Source organism: Alsobacter sp. (genome assembly GCF_059501845.1).
In genome coordinates, this window is record NZ_JCACDK010000001.1 from 599,887 (window position 1) to 617,952 (window position 18,066).

General features: G+C 67.3%; 15 protein-coding genes and 1 tRNA gene. 9 read left to right on the forward strand and 7 right to left on the reverse strand.

Annotated elements, in window-relative coordinates; genetic code table 11:
- The first annotated feature begins 119 nt into the window (after positions 1 to 119).
- The 7 genes from AC5JCN_RS02765 (at position 120) to AC5JCN_RS02795 (ending at position 10,114) form a co-directional block, all read left to right on the forward strand.
- Positions 120 to 896 (forward strand): N-formylglutamate amidohydrolase, encoded by a 777-nt coding sequence (locus tag AC5JCN_RS02765; RefSeq protein ID WP_495753736.1) that lies wholly within the window; start codon positions 120 to 122, stop codon positions 894 to 896.
- Positions 897 to 931: 35 nt separating this feature from the next.
- Positions 932 to 2,494, forward strand: a complete 1,563-nt coding sequence (locus AC5JCN_RS02770; RefSeq protein ID WP_495753472.1) for an APC family permease — start codon at positions 932 to 934, stop codon at positions 2,492 to 2,494.
- A gap of 69 nt (positions 2,495 to 2,563) precedes the next feature.
- Complete coding sequence (locus AC5JCN_RS02775; protein ID WP_495753473.1) at positions 2,564 to 3,937, forward strand: glutamine synthetase family protein; 1,374 nt, start codon at positions 2,564 to 2,566, stop codon at positions 3,935 to 3,937.
- A 153-nt stretch (positions 3,938 to 4,090) separates the two neighbouring features.
- Complete coding sequence (locus AC5JCN_RS02780; RefSeq protein ID WP_495753474.1) at positions 4,091 to 5,473, forward strand: aldehyde dehydrogenase family protein; 1,383 nt, start codon at positions 4,091 to 4,093, stop codon at positions 5,471 to 5,473.
- 54 nt (positions 5,474 to 5,527) lie between these two features.
- On the forward strand, positions 5,528 to 6,685 hold the full coding sequence (locus AC5JCN_RS02785; protein ID WP_495753475.1) for an iron-containing alcohol dehydrogenase: 1,158 nt from the start codon (positions 5,528 to 5,530) through the stop codon (positions 6,683 to 6,685).
- 88 nt (positions 6,686 to 6,773) lie between these two features.
- Complete coding sequence (locus AC5JCN_RS02790) at positions 6,774 to 7,682, forward strand: choline/ethanolamine kinase family protein (protein WP_495753476.1); 909 nt, start codon at positions 6,774 to 6,776, stop codon at positions 7,680 to 7,682.
- Positions 7,679 to 10,114: a GcvT family protein gene (locus AC5JCN_RS02795; protein WP_495753477.1), complete on the forward strand. Its 2,436-nt coding sequence runs from the start codon at positions 7,679 to 7,681 to the stop codon at positions 10,112 to 10,114. Before AC5JCN_RS02790 ends, AC5JCN_RS02795 begins: the two co-directional genes overlap by 4 nt.
- 159 nt (positions 10,115 to 10,273) lie before the next feature.
- On the opposite strand, the gene AC5JCN_RS02800 is transcribed toward AC5JCN_RS02795, so the two are convergent.
- The 3 genes from AC5JCN_RS02800 to AC5JCN_RS02810 form a co-directional block, all read right to left on the reverse strand.
- Positions 10,274 to 11,245: a glutathione S-transferase family protein gene (locus tag AC5JCN_RS02800; RefSeq protein ID WP_495753478.1), complete on the reverse strand. Its 972-nt coding sequence runs from the start codon at positions 11,243 to 11,245 to the stop codon at positions 10,274 to 10,276.
- A 106-nt stretch (positions 11,246 to 11,351) separates the two neighbouring features.
- Positions 11,352 to 12,308 (reverse strand): MBL fold metallo-hydrolase, encoded by a 957-nt coding sequence (locus AC5JCN_RS02805; RefSeq protein ID WP_495753479.1) that lies wholly within the window; start codon positions 12,306 to 12,308, stop codon positions 11,352 to 11,354.
- Positions 12,309 to 12,409: 101 nt separating this feature from the next.
- Positions 12,410 to 12,913, reverse strand: a complete 504-nt coding sequence (locus tag AC5JCN_RS02810) for a GNAT family N-acetyltransferase (RefSeq protein WP_495753480.1) — start codon at positions 12,911 to 12,913, stop codon at positions 12,410 to 12,412.
- 263 nt (positions 12,914 to 13,176) lie between these two features.
- Between AC5JCN_RS02810 and AC5JCN_RS02815 the strand changes: the two genes are divergently transcribed.
- Positions 13,177 to 13,692, forward strand: a complete 516-nt coding sequence (locus AC5JCN_RS02815; protein WP_495753481.1) for a GAF domain-containing protein — start codon at positions 13,177 to 13,179, stop codon at positions 13,690 to 13,692.
- 6 nt (positions 13,693 to 13,698) lie between these two features.
- Here AC5JCN_RS02815 and AC5JCN_RS02820 read toward each other — a convergent pair whose 3' ends face one another.
- Positions 13,699 to 14,193, reverse strand: a complete 495-nt coding sequence (locus AC5JCN_RS02820; RefSeq protein WP_495753482.1) for a YaiI/YqxD family protein — start codon at positions 14,191 to 14,193, stop codon at positions 13,699 to 13,701.
- Positions 14,190 to 14,774, reverse strand: coding sequence for a hypothetical protein (locus AC5JCN_RS02825; protein ID WP_495753483.1), 585 nt, complete (start codon positions 14,772 to 14,774; stop codon positions 14,190 to 14,192). The genes AC5JCN_RS02820 and AC5JCN_RS02825 overlap by 4 nt, the downstream gene beginning before the upstream one ends.
- Before the next feature lie 743 nt (positions 14,775 to 15,517).
- Here AC5JCN_RS02825 and AC5JCN_RS02830 point away from each other — a divergent pair.
- The gene (locus tag AC5JCN_RS02830) at positions 15,518 to 17,185 is read left to right on the forward strand and encodes an arylsulfatase (protein WP_495753484.1); all 1,668 of its coding nucleotides are present in this window, start codon (positions 15,518 to 15,520) and stop codon (positions 17,183 to 17,185) included.
- A 139-nt stretch (positions 17,186 to 17,324) separates the two neighbouring features.
- Here AC5JCN_RS02830 and AC5JCN_RS02835 read toward each other — a convergent pair.
- A tRNA-Ile gene (locus AC5JCN_RS02835) sits at positions 17,325 to 17,400 on the reverse strand.
- A 70-nt stretch (positions 17,401 to 17,470) separates the two neighbouring features.
- Entirely contained in the window at positions 17,471 to 17,761 is a 291-nt protein-coding gene (locus tag AC5JCN_RS02840) for a hypothetical protein (RefSeq protein WP_495753485.1), read from the reverse strand.
- Positions 17,762 to 18,066: the final 305 nt, after the last annotated feature.

The window sequence follows — 18,066 nt, forward strand, 5'->3', positions numbered from 1 at the left end:
TACACACGACCGGGAACTCGCAGATCTGGCGTTTTTATTAGATCTACAATCTTGGATTGAAATCGGTGCAGCGCAGCTCTCATGCAGGATCGCGGAACAGGCCGGCGCCCGCCGGGGCGATGCCCGTGGCGCTGATCGAGAACGAGGCCGGGGCGAGCCCGTACGTCATCCTCGTCGACCATGCGAGCCGCCACATCCCCGCGGAGTTCGGGGACATGGGGCTGGGCGAGGCGGAACGCCGGGCGCACATCGCCTGGGATCCCGGAGCCCTCGACACGGCCCGCCTGATGGCGCGAGACCTCGACGCCTGCCTGGTTCACGCCGGCGTGTCGCGGCTGGTGCTGGATCTCAATCGCGATCCCTCGGCGCCGGATTCGATCGCCACGATGTCGGAAACCACGGTTATCCCCGGCAATGAGGGCATCTCCGACGCGGAGAAGTCGCGCCGCGCAGCGACGTTCTACACGCCCTACCACGCCGCGATCGCGGAACTGCTGGATCGCCGTGCTGCGCAGGGCAGGGCGACCGCGCTGGTGGCGATGCACTCGTTCACGCCCGTCTACCGGGGCGTGGCCCGCCCTTGGCCTGTCGGCGTCCTGTTCGACACGGATGAAAGGCTGTCGGCGCCGCTCATCGAACTGCTCGGCGGCGATGGCCTGATGGTCGGGGTCAACGAGCCTTACGGGCCCTGGGACAGGGTCTATCACACGCTCGGGAAGCACGCGGGGCCGCGGGGGCTGCCCAGCGTGATGATCGAGGTGCGCAACGACGAGATCGCCGATGCTCCAGGCCAGGAGGCCTGGGCCCGGCGGCTCGCCGGAGCGCTGGTCCGCATCGCAGGCGGGGGAGCGCCGGGCCATTCCGGAGCCGGCGCAATCAGCCCGGAGCAACCGTGAAGACACGGGTCCGGGAACAAACGGGAGTGGGTTTCATGAACGATGTGACAGGGGACTATTCAGACCAGGACAAGAAAAAGGACCTCCAGGTCCTGCATTCCATGGGCTATGCGCAGGAACTCGAGCGGCGCATGAGCTCCTTCTCGAATTTCGCCATTTCCTTCTCGATCATTTGCATCCTGTCGGGCGGCATCAACTCGCTCGGCCAGGCCACGGCGGGCGCGGGTGGGGCCGCCATCGGCATCGGCTGGCCGGTGGGCTGCATCCTGTCGGGGCTCTTCGCCCTTGCTCTGGCCCAGATCAGTTCCGCCTATCCGACGGCGGGCGGCCTCTACCACTGGGGCTCCATCCTCGGAAACCGCTTTACCGGATGGCTTTCGGCGTGGCTGAACCTGCTCGGCCTCGTGACCGTGCTGGGTGCCATCAACGTCGGCACCTTCTACTTCTTCTTCGGCGCCTTCGGCCCCATGTTCGGTCTCGAGGACACGCTGACGCACCGCGTCGTCTTCGTCGCCGTGATCACCGGCCTGCAGGCCCTGATCAATCACTTCGGCATCGGGCTGACGGCCAAGCTCACCGACTTTTCCGGATACCTGATCCTGCTCACGGCGGTGGCGCTCACCATTGTGTGCCTCGTCTCTGCGCCCTCCTACGAGTTCGCGCGGCTGTGGACCTTCTCGAACTACACCGGAACGGAGGGTGCCAGCGCCGTGTGGCCCATGGCGGTCAGCGGTCTGATGGCTTTCGTGCTGGGCCTGCTCCTGCCGGTCTACACGATCACCGGGTATGACGCTTCCGCGCACACCTCCGAGGAGACGAAGAAGGCGGCGATCTCCGTGCCCAAGGGCATGGTCAACGCCGTGCTCTACTCCAGCATCTTCGGCTGGATCATGCTGTGCGCCTTCGTCATCATGATCCCGAACATGGACGACGCCGCCAAGCAGGGCTGGAACGTCTTCTTCTGGGCGATGGACGCCCAGGTGAACCCGACGCTGAAGAACATCCTCTACGTCGCGATCTTCGTCTCGCAATTCCTATGCGGCCTTGCGACCGTCACCTCCGTCTCGCGCATGATCTTCGCCTTCGCGCGCGACGGCGGCCTGCCGCGCAGCCTCGGCACGGTGAGCCACGCCCATCGCTCGCCCGTCGCGGCGATCTGGACCGGCTCCATCCTGTCGGTGCTGTTCGTGTGGTTCACCTCGGCGATCACCATTGCCGGCACGCCGGCCTACTCCATCGTCGTGTCCTGCACGGTCATCTTCCTGTTCCTGTCCTTTGCGCTGCCGATCGCGCTCGGGATCTTCGCCTACGGCACGGCGAAGTGGCCGGCACCCGGTCCGTGGAACCTGGGCGAGGGCACCTTCAAGCTCGTCGCCTGGCTCTCGCTTGTGGCGATGGTGGTGATCTTCATCGCCGGCATCCAGCCGCCGAACGACTGGGCGCTCGAGATCACCATCGGCTTCATCGTGCTGGCGGTGATCGTGTGGTTCGCAATCGAGAGCCGCCGCTTCCAGGGTCCGCCAATCGGCGACATGATCGCCAAGCGCCAGACCGAGATCGCCAAGGCCGAGGCGGCCGTCGGCGAGACCGGCGCCTGATCTCCACGGCACCTTCAGGCGCGGGCGGTCTTCGCCCGCGCCGTTTCCTTTCCGAGCACGGACGAGACCATGGAACAGAGACCCGCCATCACCAGCCCCGCCGAGGCGATCGCCTACGTGCGCGAGCGCGGCCTTCCCTATGTTCGGGTCGGCGTGTTCGACATCGACGGCATCTTCCGCGGCAAGTACATGAGCCGCGGCAAGTTCGAGAGCGCGATGGAGAAGGGCTTCGGCTTCTGCGACGTCGTCGTGGGGTGGGATTCCAACGACCAACTCTATGACAACGTCCAGGTGACCGGCTGGCACACGGCCTATCCCGACGCCGCCGTCCGCCTCCTGCCGGAGACGATGCGGCTCATTCCCTTCGAGGAAGACCTTCCCCTCTTCCTCGGCGAGTTCGCCGAGCAGTATGAGGGCGTCTGCCCCCGCGGCACGCTGCGCCGCGTGCTGAACAAGGCGGCCGACATGGGCTACGCGGTGAGTGCCGCGGCCGAGTTTGAGTTCTTTCTCTTCGAGGAGACGCCCCATTCGGTGCGCGAGAAGCGCTACCGCGACATGCGCAACATCACGCCGGGCTTCTACGGCTACTCGATGCTGCGGAGTTCCGTCCACGCGGATTTCTACCGCGACCTGCTGGAACTCGGGCTGCGCATGGACTTCGAGATCGAGGGCCTGCACACGGAGACGGGTCCCGGCGTGCTGGAGGCGGCAATCGCGGTCGACGACGCCCTGAAGGCGGCGGACAAGGCGGCGCTGTTCAAGACCTACACCAAGATCCTGGCGCAGAAGCGCGGCTGGATGGCGACCTTCATGGCCAAGTGGTCGCGCGACTGGCCCGGACAGTCCGGCCACCTGCACTCCTCGCTGAGGAACGTGAAGACCGGCAAGTCCGCCTTCCACGACCCCAAGGGCGCGCACTCGATGTCCGACGAGATGCGCTGGTATGTCGGCGGCCAGCAGGCGCTGATGCCGGAACTGCTGGCCATGGTGGCCTGCACGGTCAATTCCTACACGCGCCTGATCCCGGGTTTCTGGGCGCCGACGGACGCGGCGTGGGGCGTCGAGAACCGCACGACGGCGCTGCGCGTGATCCCCGGCTCGGAGAAGTCGCAGCGGGTCGAGTACCGGATCGCGGCGGCCGACATCAACCCGTACCTCGCGCTCGCCGCCTGCATCGGCTCGGGCCTGTGGGGCATCGAGAACCGGATCGAGCCGGGCGAGCCGATCATGGGCAATGCCTATGAGGTGCAGCATCCGGCCGAACGGGCCCTGCCGCGCACGCTGTGGGAGGCCGCGCAGAAGTTGAAGGGCTCGAAAGCCGCCCGCTCCCTGTTCGGCGACGCCTTCGTCGACCACTATGCCTCCACCCGGGAATGGGAGGAGCGGGAGTTCCGCAAGGCGATCACTGACTGGGAGATGGAACGCTACTTCGAGATCATCTAGGCCTGTTCTGTCATCCCCGGCGGCCCGCGCAGCGGGGCGGGAAGGGGATCCAGATTTCCCGGTTTAAGCTTCGCGGCGGGCCGTTACGGATGGCCTGGATCCCCTTCTCGCGCCTTCGGCGCGCCGGGGATGACAAGGTAGAGTGAGGACATCATGCCCGACATCGTCTGCATCTCCCCCATCGATGGCCGCGAGGTGGCGCGGCGCGCCTCGGCCAGCCCGGAGCGCATCGATGCCGCGCTGGCTGCAGCGCGGCGGGCGCAGGCCGAGTGGGCCAAGGTGCCTTTGGCCGAGCGCAAGGCGAAGATGGAGGCGTTCCTCGCCGCGATGCTGGCGATGAACCAGGAGGTCGTGCCCGAGCTCGCACTGCAGATGGGCAGGCCGGTGCGCTTCGGCGGCGAGTTCAGGCCGTTCGAGGAGCGCGTGCGCGGCATGCTGGCGCTCGCCGACGAGGCGCTGGAGCCGGTCGTTCCAGAGCCGAAGGAGGGGTTGACGCGGTTCATCGAGCGCGCGCCGCTGGGCGTGGTCCTCGTCGTGGCGCCCTGGAACTACCCCTACCTCACCGCGGTCAACAGCATCGTTCCCGCGCTGGTGGCGGGCAATGCCGTGATCCTGAAGCATGCGGCGCAGACGATCCTCGTCGGCGAGCGCTTCGAGACGGCCATGCGGGCCGCCGACCTGCCGGAGGGGCTCTTCGCCAACCTCGTGCTGACGCATGACGACACGGCGCGCATCCTGTCCTCCGGCGCCGTGGACCATGCCAACTTCACGGGATCGGTCGCCGGCGGGCGTGCCATCGAACGCGCGGCGGCGGGCACGTTCACGTCGCTGGGCCTGGAACTCGGCGGCAAGGACCCGGCCTATGTGCGGGCGGACGCCAATTTCGAGCACGCGGTCGAGAATCTGGTGGACGGGGCCTTCTTCAATTCGGGCCAGTGCTGCTGTGGCATCGAGCGCATCTACGTGCATGAGAGCCTCTATGACCGCTTCGTCGAGGCAGCGGTGGCGCTGACGCGGACCTATGTCCTCGGCAGCCCGCTGGAGGAGGCGACGACGCTGGGCCCCATGGCGACCGTGAAGGGGGCAGGCGTCGTGCGCACGCAGATCGCCGCGGCCCTGGCGAAAGGCGCCAGAGCCCACATCGACACGAAGGCCTTTGCCGCAGACGACGGCAAGGGCACCTACGTCGCCCCGCAGATCCTGACCGGCGTGGATCACTCCATGTCCGTGATGGTCGAGGAGAATTTCGGCCCCGTCGTCGGCATCATGAAGGTGTCCGGCGACGAGGAGGCGGTGCGGCTGATGAACGACAGCCCCTACGGCCTCACCGCCGCGATCTGGACGTCGGACGAGGAGGCCGCGCTCCACCTGGGCCAGCAGATCGAGACCGGGACCGTCTTCATGAACCGCTGCGACTATCTGGATCCCGCGCTGGCCTGGACCGGCGTCAAGGACACCGGCCGGGGCGCCAGCCTGTCGGAGATCGGCTACGCCATGCTGACGCGGCCGAAGAGCTATCATCTCCGCCGCATCTGACGCGTGCGGACGAGCAAGACTTCAACTTCTGGTCGAGATTCCGGAACCCTGCCGATGTCCTTGAAAGCCAACTGGAACTACCCCACCGCGGTGCGCTTCGGCGCGGGCCGGATCGCCGAGCTCCCGGCGATCTGCCGAGAGGTGGGGATGGCTCGCCCGCTGCTGGTCACGGATCCCTTCCTCGCCACGCAGCCCATGACAGCCAAGGCCTTGGCCGCGCTCGCGGAAGCGGGGCTGGGCTCGGCGATGTTCCACGCCGTGAAGCCCAACCCGGTCGAGTCGAACGTGGCGGCGGGCCTCGAAGTGCTGCGCGCCGGCGGGCATGACGGGGTCATCGCCTTCGGTGGCGGCTCGGCGCTCGATGCCGGAAAGGTCATCGCCTTCATGGCCGGGCAGACGCGGCCGATGTGGGACTTCGAGGATATCGGCGACTGGTGGACGCGGGCCGACCCGAAGGGCATCGCCCCGGTGATCGCCGTGCCGACCACGGCCGGCACGGGCTCCGAGGTCGGTCGCGCGGGCGTCATCACCCAGGAGGCGTCACGCACCAAGAAGGTGATCTTCCATCCCGGCATGATGCCGAAGGTGACGATCTGCGATCCCGAACTCACCGTCGGCATGCCGCCGAAGATCACGGCCGGGACGGGCATGGACGCCTTCGCCCACTGCCTGGAGGCCTATTGCTCGCCCTTCTACCATCCGATGGGGGAGGGCATCGCCGTCGAGGGCATCCGGCTCGTGAAGGAGAATCTCGGTCGCGCCTATCGCGACGGCACCGACATCGAGGCGCGCGCCCACATGATGTCGGCGGCGGCCATGGGCGCCACGGCGTTCCAGAAGGGGCTCGGCGCCATACACGCGCTGTCCCATCCGGTGGGGGCACTCTACGACACGCATCACGGGCTCACGAATGCGGTGTTCATGCCCTATGTCCTGCAGTTCAACCGCCCGGCGATCGAGCCAAAGATCGAGCGCCTGTCGGCCTGGCTCGGACTGAAGCCGGGCTACCAGCCTTTCCTCGACTGGGTTCTGGCCCTGCGCGAGGAACTGGCGATCCCGCACACGCTCGCGGGGCTGGGCGTGGACGACGCCAAGTTCGACCTGATGTCGGACATGTCGCCGGAGGATCCGACGGCGGGGGGCAACCCGGTGCCCCTCGACAAGGCGGCCGCCATGAAGCTCTTCGAGCAGGCCCTCGCCGGCCGGCTCTGAGCCGGTCGCTCGGCCGCAAGCACGGCCCCCAGGAGTGACCAGCGGGCCCGCTGAAGGGTGACGCCCATGCAAGGGAAGGACCGCAGGGATGTCTGGACGGGTGGAGGCAATGGAGCTCGCGCGTTTCACGGTTGAAACGCTCGGCTACTGGTCTGGCCCGGTCCATCCGGAGCCGCTGGGCGGTGGCCTGACCAACCGGAATTTCGTGGTCACGGATCGCGGCCAGCGTTTCGTCGCGCGCGTCGGGAACGACATTCCCGTCCATCTCATCGTGCGCGAGCACGAGCGCGCCGCCGCCCGTGCCGCCCATGCCGCCGGCATCGGGCCGGAAGTCGTCTACACCGAGCCGGGCGCGCTGGTGATGCGCTATATCGAAGGCCGTCCGCTGGCGCCCGAGGACGTGCGCGACCCCGCGCGCCTTGGCGACATCCTCGGCCTCGTCAGGCGCTGCCATACGGAAGTCGGCGCGCAGTTCGTCGGGCCGGCGCTCGCCTTCTGGCCCTTTCACGTGGTGCGCAACTACATTCGCACCATCCAGGATGCCGGCGGCTACTGGGCGCAGGAGGCGGGCGGGATGCTCGGCCTCATCCAGCGGCTGGAGCGCGGCCTGGGCCAGGTCTCCATCGTCTTCGGCCATAACGACCTGCTCGCCGCCAACTTCATCGACGACGGCCAAAGGCTCTGGCTCATCGACTACGACTATGCCGGCTACAACAGCCCGCTCTTCGATCTCGCCAACCTCGCGTCGAACAGCGGCTTCGACGAAGAGGCGGAGCGACGCATGCTGGCGCTGTACCTCGGCGAACCTCCGGGCGACGCGGCCTGGCGGTCCTACTCGGCGATGCGCGCTACATCGTTGCTGCGCGAGACGCTGTGGAGCATGGTGTCGGAGCTCCATTCGTCGCTCGACTTCGACTACCGCTCCTACACGCTCGACTACCGGCAGCGCCTGGCGGATGCCGTCGCCCGGTTCGACTGGCTGGAGAGCCGGTCATGAGCCTTCCCGCACAGGCCGAGATCATTGTCGTCGGCGGCGGCATCATCGGCTGCTCGACCGCCTACCACCTGGCGAAGGCCGGCGCGAAGGACGTGCTCCTGCTGGAGCGCAAGAAGCTCACCTCCGGCACCAGCTTTCATGCTGCGGGTCTCGTCGGGCAGCTGCGGACGTCCGCCAGCATCACCAAGCTCCTGAAATACTCGGTCGAGCTCTACCGCACCCTGGAGCAGGAGACGGGCCAGGCCACTGGCTGGAAGATGAACGGCGGCCTGCGTCTCGCCTGCAATGCCGAGCGCATGGTCGAGATCCGGCGGCAGGCGACCACGGCGCACTCCTTCGGGTTGGAGATGCACCTGCTGAGCCCCTCGGAGGCGCGCGACCTCTGGCCACTGATGGATGTCTCCGACGTGGTCGGCGCCGCCTTCCTGCCCACCGATGGCCAAGCCAACCCGTCCGACATCACGCTCTCGCTCGCCAAGGGCGCCCGCATGCGGGGCGTGCGGATCGTCGAGGACACGTGCATCACCGGCATCCGCCTGAAGGATGGCGGGGTGACCGGGGTGGACGTGGGCGAGCATGTCATCGCCTGCGAGAAGGTGGTCATCTGTGCCGGCCAGTGGTCGCGCGAGATCGGGCGGATGGCGGGGGTGACGATCCCGGTGCAGTCCGTCGAGCACCAGTACATCGTGACCGAGCCCTGCGGGGCGCCGCGCGACCTGCCGACGCTGCGCGATCCCGACCGCCTCATCTACTACAAGGAGGAGGTGGGCGGCCTCGTGATGGGCGGCTACGAGCCGAACCCGATCCCCTGGGCCCTCGACGGCATCCCGGAGGACTTCCACTTCAGCCTGCTCGAGAACCGGCTCGATCACTTCGAGCAGATCATGGAGCAGGCGCTGGTGCGCACGCCGGTCCTGGAAAGCACCGGGATCAAGCAGTTCATCAACGGCCCGGAGGCCTTCACGCCGGACGGCGTGTTCATCCTCGGCGAGGCACCGGAAACGCGCGGCGTCTTTGTCGGCTGCGGCTTCAACGCCTTCGGCATCGCCTCGGCGGGCGGGGCAGGGTGGGCGCTGGCGCAGTGGGTCATCGACGGCGAGCAGCCGCTCGACCTGTGGGCCGTCGACATCAGGCGCTTCTCCGGCATCCACGCCGACGACGCCTATGTCCGCACCCGGACGCTGGAGGCCTACGGCAAACACTACGCCATGGCCTGGCCCTTCGACGAATACGAGAGCGCGCGGCCTTTGCTGAACTCGCCGCTCTATCCCATGCTGAAGGAGAACGGCGCCGTCTTCGGCCAAAAGCTTGGCTGGGAGCGGCCGAACTGGTTCGCGCCGGCGGGCGTCGAGAGACGGGACCACTACAGCTATGGCCGCCAGAACTGGTTCGCCCGGGTCGGCGAGGAGCATCGTGCCTGCCGCGAGCGGGCCGCGCTGTTCGACCAGACATCCTTTGCCAAGTTCGAGGTGTCCGGTCCCGGCGCGCAGGCTGCGCTCTCCTGGATCGCGGCCGGCGACGTGACCCGCCCCGCCGGGCGGCTCACCTACACGCAGATGCTGAACCACAAGGGCGGCATCGAGTGCGACCTCAGCGTCGCGCGCCTCGGCGAGGACCGGTACTTTCTCGTCACGGGCACGGGTTTTCGCACTCACGACCTCGCCTGGATCCGCGCCAACGTGCCCGACGGGCTCGACGTCACGGTGACCGACGTCACCGGGCAGTTCGCTTGCCTGGCGTTGATGGGGCCGGAAGCACGGGCCATCCTGCAGGCGATCACCGGGGATGACGTGTCCGCCGTGGCCTTCCCCTTCGGCCATGTGCGCGAGATGCGGGTGGCGGACGCACCGGCCCGGGTCCTCCGCATCACCTATGTCGGCGAACTCGGCTACGAGATCTACGTTCCCGTCGATGACGCACCCAGGGTCTACGCCGCGCTCAAGGCTGCCGGGGCGCGGCACGGCCTCGCCGACGCGGGCTACCGTGCCATCGACTCTCTGCGGCTGGAGAAGGGCTACCGGGCGTGGGGCGCCGATATCACGCCGGACAGCACGCCGCTGGAAGCCGGGCTCGCCTTCGCGGTGCGCAAGCCGGGGAAAGGCGACTTCCTCGGCCGAGCGGCCCTGGAGGAGCGGGCGGGCAAGCCGTTGCCAAGGCTGCTCGCCACCTTCAGCGCGTCACCCGATGTCGTGCTGCTCGGGCGCGAGACGATCTTCAGGGACGGCCAACAGGTCGGCTACCTTACCTCCGGCGGCTTCGGCTACACGGTGGGCCGCTCGATCGGGCTCGGCTATGCCGGCCGCCCCGAGGGCGTGGATGAGGCCTTCGTCCTCGGCGGCACCTACGAGCTGGAAGTCGCCTGCGAGCGCGTCCCGGCCGAAGTCTCGCTGCGTCCGCTGTACGACCCCGCCAATGAGAGGGTGAGAGGCTGAGGCTGAGCCGCTTCGGCCCCTCCCTGTCATCCCCGGCCGGAGCCGCGCAGCGGCGGAGGGGAAGGGGATCCAGGGGCGGCCGATCACGGGTGCTCGCCCTTGAAATTCGGGATCCCCTTCCCGCGCCTCCGGCGCGCCGGGGATCACAAAGGTGGGCCCTTAGCCCCGCCCGTGCGGCGTCTCGAGGTCGAGAGCGGGACCCACGGGCACGATGCCGGTCGGGTTGATGCTGCGGTGGCTCTCGTAATAGTGGCCCTTGATGTGCCGGAAATCGACTGTCTCGGCGATCCCGGGCCACTGGTAGAGCTCGCGCAGGTAGCCTGACAGCGCGGGATAGTCGGCGATCCGGCGGACGTTGCACTTGAAGTGGCCGACATAGACGGCGTCGAAGCGGATCAGCGTCGTGAAGAGGCGCCAGTCCGCCTCGGTCAGCGTCTTCCCGGCAAGGTAGCGCTGACCGGAGAGCCGCTCCTCCAGCCAGTCCAGCGTGGCAAAGAGCGGCGCGATCGCCTCCTCGTAGGCCTGCTGGGTGCGCGCGAAGCCGGCGCGGTAGACCCCGTTGTTCAGCGTCGCGTAGACGCGCTCGTTGACCGCGTCGATCTCCGGCCTGAGCGCCACGGGATAGAAGTCCCCCGGAGCCGCGCCCACACCGTTGAAGGCGGAGTTCAGCATGCGGATGATCTCGGAGGATTCGTTGCTGACGATGCGGCCGGTCTGCCGGTCAAACAGCACCGGCACCGTCACGCGGCCTGTGAAGCCGCTGTCGGCCCGCGCATAGACCTCGCTCAGCACCCTCGCCCCGAACACGGGATCTGCAATGACGCCCGGCCCGTCTTCAAAGGTCCAGCCGTCCTCCAGCATCCGCCAGTGCACGACCGAGACCGGAATGGCCTCCACGAGGCCTTTCAGCTGCCTGAAGATGAGTGCCCGGTGTGCCCAGGGGCAGGCAAGCGAAACGTACAGCACGTAGCGGCCCGGCTCGGCGGCGAAGCCTCCCTCGCCGGTGGGGCCCGGGGCACCATCGGCGGTCACCCAGTTGCGGAACGTGGTCGGCCTGCGCTCGAAGCGGCCGTCGCCCTGCGCCCAGACGCCGTCGTCGCGGTGCCAGACGCCGTCGATCATCATGCCCATGCGCTCACCTCCATGCGGGAGGATGTAGCAGTCTCCCGCCGCGTTCCAACGCGCAGCGCGGCAAGGGTGTCCGGGCGCGCCTGCAAGCGCGCCCGGCCTGGCCTCCTCAGAGGTCGAGCTTCCAGCGGGCCGGGACGTACTCGTAGCCCTCGCCGGCTTTCACGACGTAGCCCAGCGCCGGGAAGTCGAGATGCATGCCGGCGACGAGCACCTTGTCGGTCGAGACCTGGTCCAGAATCTTGCGCCGGCTGTCAGCCGCGAGGTTCTGGTCGGTGTCGAAGGCGATCGACCAGTCCGGCTTGGCGAACTGCAGCGACGGTGCGTGGACGATGTCGCCCCAGATCAGCAGCGTCTCGTTGCCGGAGGTGATGCGGTAGCCGGTATGCCCCACCGTGTGGCCGGGGAGGAAGACCGGCGTGATGCCGGTGACCAGCTCGACATCCTTGCTGAAGGGCTTGGTCGACTTGGAGTAGGTCTTGGCCACGCTGCTGGCCAGCTTGAAGAAGGGCTGTGCCTCGGCGGGAGCGCGGCTGGCGATGCCCTCGTCGGTCCAGAACTTCAGCTCATCGTCGCGCACGAGCACCTGCGCGTTCTTGTAGAGCGGTGCTCCCGACGCGTCGGTCATGCCGTTCACGTGGTCGGGGTGCATGTGCGTCCACAGGACGACGTCGATCGCGTCGGCGTCGAAGCCCGCCGCCTTCAGCCGTGCGGGTGCGTGGCCCAGCGACGGGCCCATGACGCTGCCGGTGCCGGAATCGATCAGCACGAGGGTGTCGCCGGTGTTGACGACGAACGCGTTGACGGAGGAGCGGATCTTTCCTGTCTTTTCGCGGAATGACTTGTCGAGCAGCTTGCCCGTCTCGTCCGGCGTGCTCTTGGGGAACATGCCGAGTTCGAGGTCGATATAGCCGTCGGAGATGGCGGTGACCTCGAATTCGCCCACCTTGAAGCGGTAGGCCGGGTTCACCGGCCCTGCGAGGGGAGCCTTGGCCAGGGCCGGCAGGGGGAGCACAGCGGCGCTGGCGGCGCCGGCGGCGAGCAGCGTGCGACGGTCGATGGACATGACGATGCGTACTCCGGTATCGGGAGGCCGGAAGACTACATCTCGATCGCGACATTTCCAGTGGGCACAACCCAACGTGAGCCAAGCCTTTTTGCGGTAGCTCAGCTCTCGGCAAAGGCGTCGTCGAAATACGTCTCCCCCTCAGGCCGGTCCGGGCCGAACGACAGCGTCTGGAAGTATTCGGCCGGCGGCCCCTGAAGCGTGATGGCGGGATCGGGGGAAAAGCCGAAGCGGCCATAGTAGCCGGGCTCGCCGAGAACGACGCAGCCCGCGGCGCCCTTTTCCTTCAGGCTCGCGAGGCCTTCGCGGACGAGCCGCGTGCCGATGCCCCGGTTCTGGCGGCGGGGTGCCACCGCCAGGGGCGCCAGGCCGTACCAGCCCTCGCTGGCGAGGCCGATGCGGACGGGGGAAAAAGCGATGTGGCCGATGACGACGCCGTCCTCCGCCGCCACGAGGGAGACGGCCAGTTTCCCGGCGGTCCTGAGGCGCTCGATGATCAGGTGCTCGGTCTGCGCACTGTGGGGGTGCCCGGCGAATGCGGCCAGAGTGACGGTCCGGATTGCGTCCTCGTCGCCGGGTCGCTCGGGTCGGATAATCAGATTCATGCGCTCCCTCGCGGTTCTCCCGCTCGCCCTTGTGCGATCACAAGTGAGGTGGAGCAGGCTAAGGTATGTCAAGAACGCGTCTGTCAACTGCCCAACGCACGGCAAACGTTCAAGTATATATATCAGCACAACTTGCTCGGCTCTGGCGAGCTGGGGTCCGTAATCCTTCTTAGGCGAGATTGTGTACAGTTTCAGCTTTCGGAAACGCAGTGGCACTACTGTCGCCTGCATGCCGGGCAGACCGGAACGGCGAAAGGGCCGCCATGAGCCCGACCGGAGCCGACATGCAAATGCCCCGCAACGAGAGAGAGCGCCTGCAGGCCGTGTCCGCCCAGGCCCATCTGCGCGGCGCCGGCGTCGCCGCCTTTGGCCATATCAGCCGCATCGCGCTGGAGCATTTCAGGACACCGATCTCCTTCGTGTCGGTGGTGGACCGCGACGAGCAATGGTTCCTGTCCTCGATCGGACTGCCGGTGGAGACGACGCTTCGGTCGGACGCCTTCTGCTCGCACACGATCCTCGGCGAGGACGTGATGGTGGTGGAGGACGCGCGGCTGGATGGCCGCTTCTCCCGGAACCCGATGGTCAACAACGCGCCCTTCATCCGCTTCTACGCCGGCGCCCCGCTCGACTTCGGCGGGGGCGTGCGGATCGGCGCCGTCTGCATCGCCGACACGGTGCCGCGCAGCCTCAACACGGGGCAGCGGATCGTGCTGCGGAACCTCGCCGAGATCGCCGTGTCGGAGATCAAGCTCAGGGCGCAGTTGCAGGCCGCCTGAGACCTTTCAGCCGGGCCGCAGCCCGGCACGCTCCAGCCGCACCAGCGCAATGTCCAGCGCCGACAGAAAGGCGGAGCGGTCCTTCGCCGAAAAGGGACGGGGCCCTCCGGTCACCTGTCCCTCCGAGCGCAGCTGGTCCATCAGGTTGCGCGTGGCGAGCGCCATGCCGATCGACTGCACGTCGAAGGCGCGCCCGTTGGGGGCGATGACGTCGGCCCTGGCCTTGATGCAGCGCGAGGCCAGCGGGATGTCCGCCGTCACCACCACGGCGCCGCGCCCGGCCCTTTCCGCGATCCAGTCGTCCGCGGCATCGGGCCCGGCGGCCACGACGACCCGCTCGACCATGGGATCGCGCGGAATCTGCATCCAGCTGTTGGAGACGACGTAAACCTTCACCTTGCGGCGGAAGGCGACGCGGTAGATCTCGTCCTTCACCGGGCAGGCGTCGGCATCGATATAGATGGCGATGGTGCCCGGCGGCGGTGCTTCGGGGGCGCTCATGCCAGCGTCCTGTCCTCGGTCCCGGCGCTGCCAGAAGCCGGTCTGCCACTGTCCTCCTGCACGATCACCTCCGCCCGCGCCAGCCGGCCCATGAGGCGCCGCCTTCGCTCGATGGGCAGCCAGTCATAGAGGAAGATCTCGGCCGGCCGCCAGATCGCCACCCAGCCGACGATCACGAGGCCTTCCTGCAGGACCTTGCCGAACGATCCGCTGAGAAGGCCTTCGGCCATCTGCCACGACAGGAACAGGCACGCCGCGAGGATGCAGAGCCCGATGAAAAGCGCGATCCGCCCGTCGCGGAACAGCTGGCGCCGCAGGCTGGCCTCACGCAGCTCGCGGCCGCTGAAGTAGCGTCGGACCACCGTGGGAAGGTCCGCGGCGAGGGCCGTGGCGCATTCGGCGCGAGGGAGGTGGACCGCGATGACCAGCGGCACGTCGCGCGGCAGCTCCGCCGCGGACTCGGCGATGTACTCTTCGGCCTCGGCGTCCAGGTCCTGCTCGCGGAAGGGCGACGGGTCGAGCGTGTTGAAGATCTGGCCGACCGTGCGCAGGCGCAGGTCGATCCGCGCGGCTGTCGTCATGTGGCCCCCGGTTCCCCTCGTGCACTGTGGTAGCGCCGCGACGACCAATTGTCAGGATGCGTGCCTCCTCATCAGCCGCACCCGCGCCGGAGCTCCGCAAGGAACGCCCCGGCACCGGGACTGAAACCGGGCCGGGGCGAGCTTCAATGAACCAGTCGGCCCGGTGGGCTCCTTGACCGGGCCTGCGCCCACCGGAGCGGTTGGAGCCGTAATCTCCGGGCGGACGGAGGGATGATGGGGGAGGTGCTGGCGATGCGCGTTGAGATGGCGCAAGGGTGGGCGGACCCTCGATGGCCCCGCCGCGATCGCTGCGCTGTCCGTTCGTTTTCTTCGTTCGCCGTCAGCGACCCGCGCGTGAGAAGGCCGGCAGGCCATGGACCTGCCTGGGCGCTCCAAAGACTTGGTGCTGTTTTCCAGACGGGCTTCGGCTTCCATCTCTACGCAGCTCTGCAGAGCGAGCAGGAGCCGTTGCCCGATGTCTTGGCGACCTGAAGCAGAAAGGATGCTCGAACACCACTCCACCCGCGCCTCGGCAGAATTTTGATATCGGACAAATACGCAACCATGACACTTACTGCTTCATGAGTGCTGTCGGAATAAAAAGCATCATCACCCAAAAAGCAGTAAAATAAGCATTTGATTAACTTCGTTGACTTGGCGACACTGCAGCCGCGGTCCAGCACTCCACCTCCGAGCTGCTACCTCTGAGCGAGTGGCAGAACCGCGTCGAACAGGGGGAAACCATGCATCGCATCAATGCCAGGCCGCTTACCGCAGCTTTTGCGGTAGGGCTTTTCGCCTTCGGCATCAGTTCTGCAGCTCAGGCGCAGACGCAGGGCAAGCCGAACATCCTCTTCATCGTGTCGGACGACACCGGCTACGGCGACCTCGGTCCCTACGGGGGAGGAGAGGGGCGGGGCATGCCGACGCCCAACATCGACAGACTGGCCGAAGACGGCATGACGTTTTTCTCGTTCTACGCCCAGCCGAGCTGCACGCCGGGCCGCGCCGCAATGCAGACGGGCCGCATTCCCAACCGCAGCGGGATGACCACGGTGGCCTTCCAGGGCCAGGGCGGCGGCCTTCCGGCCGCCGAGTGGACGCTCGGTTCCGTCCTGAAGACGGGTGGCTACAAGACCTACTTCACCGGCAAGTGGCACCTCGGCGAGGCGGACTACGCGCTGCCCAACGCCCAGGGCTACGACGTGATGAAGTATGCCGGGCTCTACCACCTCAACGCCTACACCTATGCTGACCCGACCTGGTTCCCCGACATGGATCCCGAGCTGCGGGCGATGTTCCAGCAGGTCACCAAGGGCGCGCTGTCGGCAAATGCCGGCGAGAAGGCGGTCGAGGAGTTCAAGATCAACGGGCAGTACGTCAATACGCCCGTCGTGGACGGCAAGGAGGGCGTGGTCGGCATTCCCTTCTTCGACAGCTATGTCGAGAAAGCCGCGGTCGAGTTCCTGGACGATGCAGCGAAGAACCCGGGCACGCCCTTCTACATCAACGTCAACTTCATGAAGGTGCACCAGCCGAGCATGCCGGCGCCCGAATTCGAGCACAAGTCGATGTCGAAGTCGAAGTTTGCGGACAGCATCGTCGAGCTCGATGCCCGCATCGGCCACATCATGGACAAGCTGCGCGCCACGGGCTTGGACAAGAACACCCTCGTCTTCTACACGACGGATAACGGCGCCTGGCAGGACGTCTACCCGGATGCCGGCTACACACCGTTCCGCGGCACCAAGGGCACTGTGCGCGAGGGCGGCAACCGCGTCCCCGCCATCGCCGTCTGGCCCGGCAAGATCAAGCCGCAATCCAAGAACCACGACATCGTCGGCGGCCTGGACCTGATGGCGACGTTCGCCAGCGCGGCCGGAATAAAGCTGCCCGAAAAGGACCGCGAGGGCCAGCCGATCATCTTCGACAGCTACGACATGAGCCCCATCCTGCTCGGCACGGGCAAGTCCGCCCGCAAGAACTGGTTCTACTTCACGGAGAACGAACTCACTCCCGGCGCTGCACGCGTCGGCAACTACAAGGCCGTCTTCAACCTGCGCGGCGACAACGGCGTAGCGACAGGCGGGCTCGCGGTCGACAGCAACCTCGGATGGAAGGGTCCGGACAAGTATGTCGCGACGGTCCCGCAGGTGTTCGATCTCTGGCAGGATCCGCAGGAGCGCTACGACATATTCATGAACAACTACACCGAGCACACCTGGACGCTGGTTTCGATCAGCGCGGCGATCAAGGACCTCATGAAGACTTACGTCCAGTACCCGCCGCGCAAGTTGCAAAGCGAGTCTTATTCCGGACCGTTGACCATCACTCAGTATCAGCGCTTCCAGTACGTCCGCGAACAGCTCGGCAAGGAGGGGATCAGCATCCCCCTGCCGACAGGCAACTGACGACGTCGAAGGCTCCCGGTCTCGGCCGGGAGCCTTTTCCGCACTCGAACGAGATCTGAGAAGGCGGGCCGAGTGCTGCCTCAGGGCTCCGAGCGGAGCGATATGCGCTTCGGAAACCGGCCTAACCACATGAAAAGAGTGGTGGGCCCGGCAGGACTTGAACCTGCAACCAGACCGTTATGAGCGGCCGGCTCTAACCATTGAGCTACGGGCCCGGAGGCGGAAATCCGTTACGGTGTTTCGGGCCGCCGGTCCAGTCCCGCGCGGTGGCAGGGAGGCGGGCGTTCACGCGCCGCGGGCGAGGGCGGCGGCGATGGCGTCCCACTCGGCGTCGAGCGGGCCGGTCTCCAGGGGGCGGGCGGCGCGGCGATACCAGTAGGCGGCGTTGGGGAGGTCGCCTTCCACGCGATGCAGGTGGGCGTGCACCCAGGCCGCGTCGCGGCCCTCGTCGTCCTGCACCAGCGCGTGCGCCTTGTCCCACTCGCCCTTGCCTGCCCACCACAGCGCGGCGAGGGCGGGAGCGAGACCGTCGGGCGGGGTGTCGGACGAGAGCGTGGCGCGCAGGGGCGTGGTCACCGGGGAGGCTCAGCGGCCGCAGAGTTCGCAGGGTTCGCCGCGCTCGGGGCGCACGATGCGAACGACGCGGGAGGCCGTGCCGAAGACGATGTCGGCGACGATGTCGAGGACGGTTTCGACGATGATCATGGCAGTTCTCCCTCGGTCCGGCGGGCCCGTTGCATCGGGCCCTGCCATGCTGGCCATTTGGGGGCGGATGGCAGTCCCGCGCGGTGCGTGCCCGCACATGGCGCCTTCAGGGTTAGCGCCGGCTGAACGGACAGGGTTAGCGGGAGGTGAACGGCGGCTCGCCGGGCTCGCCGCAC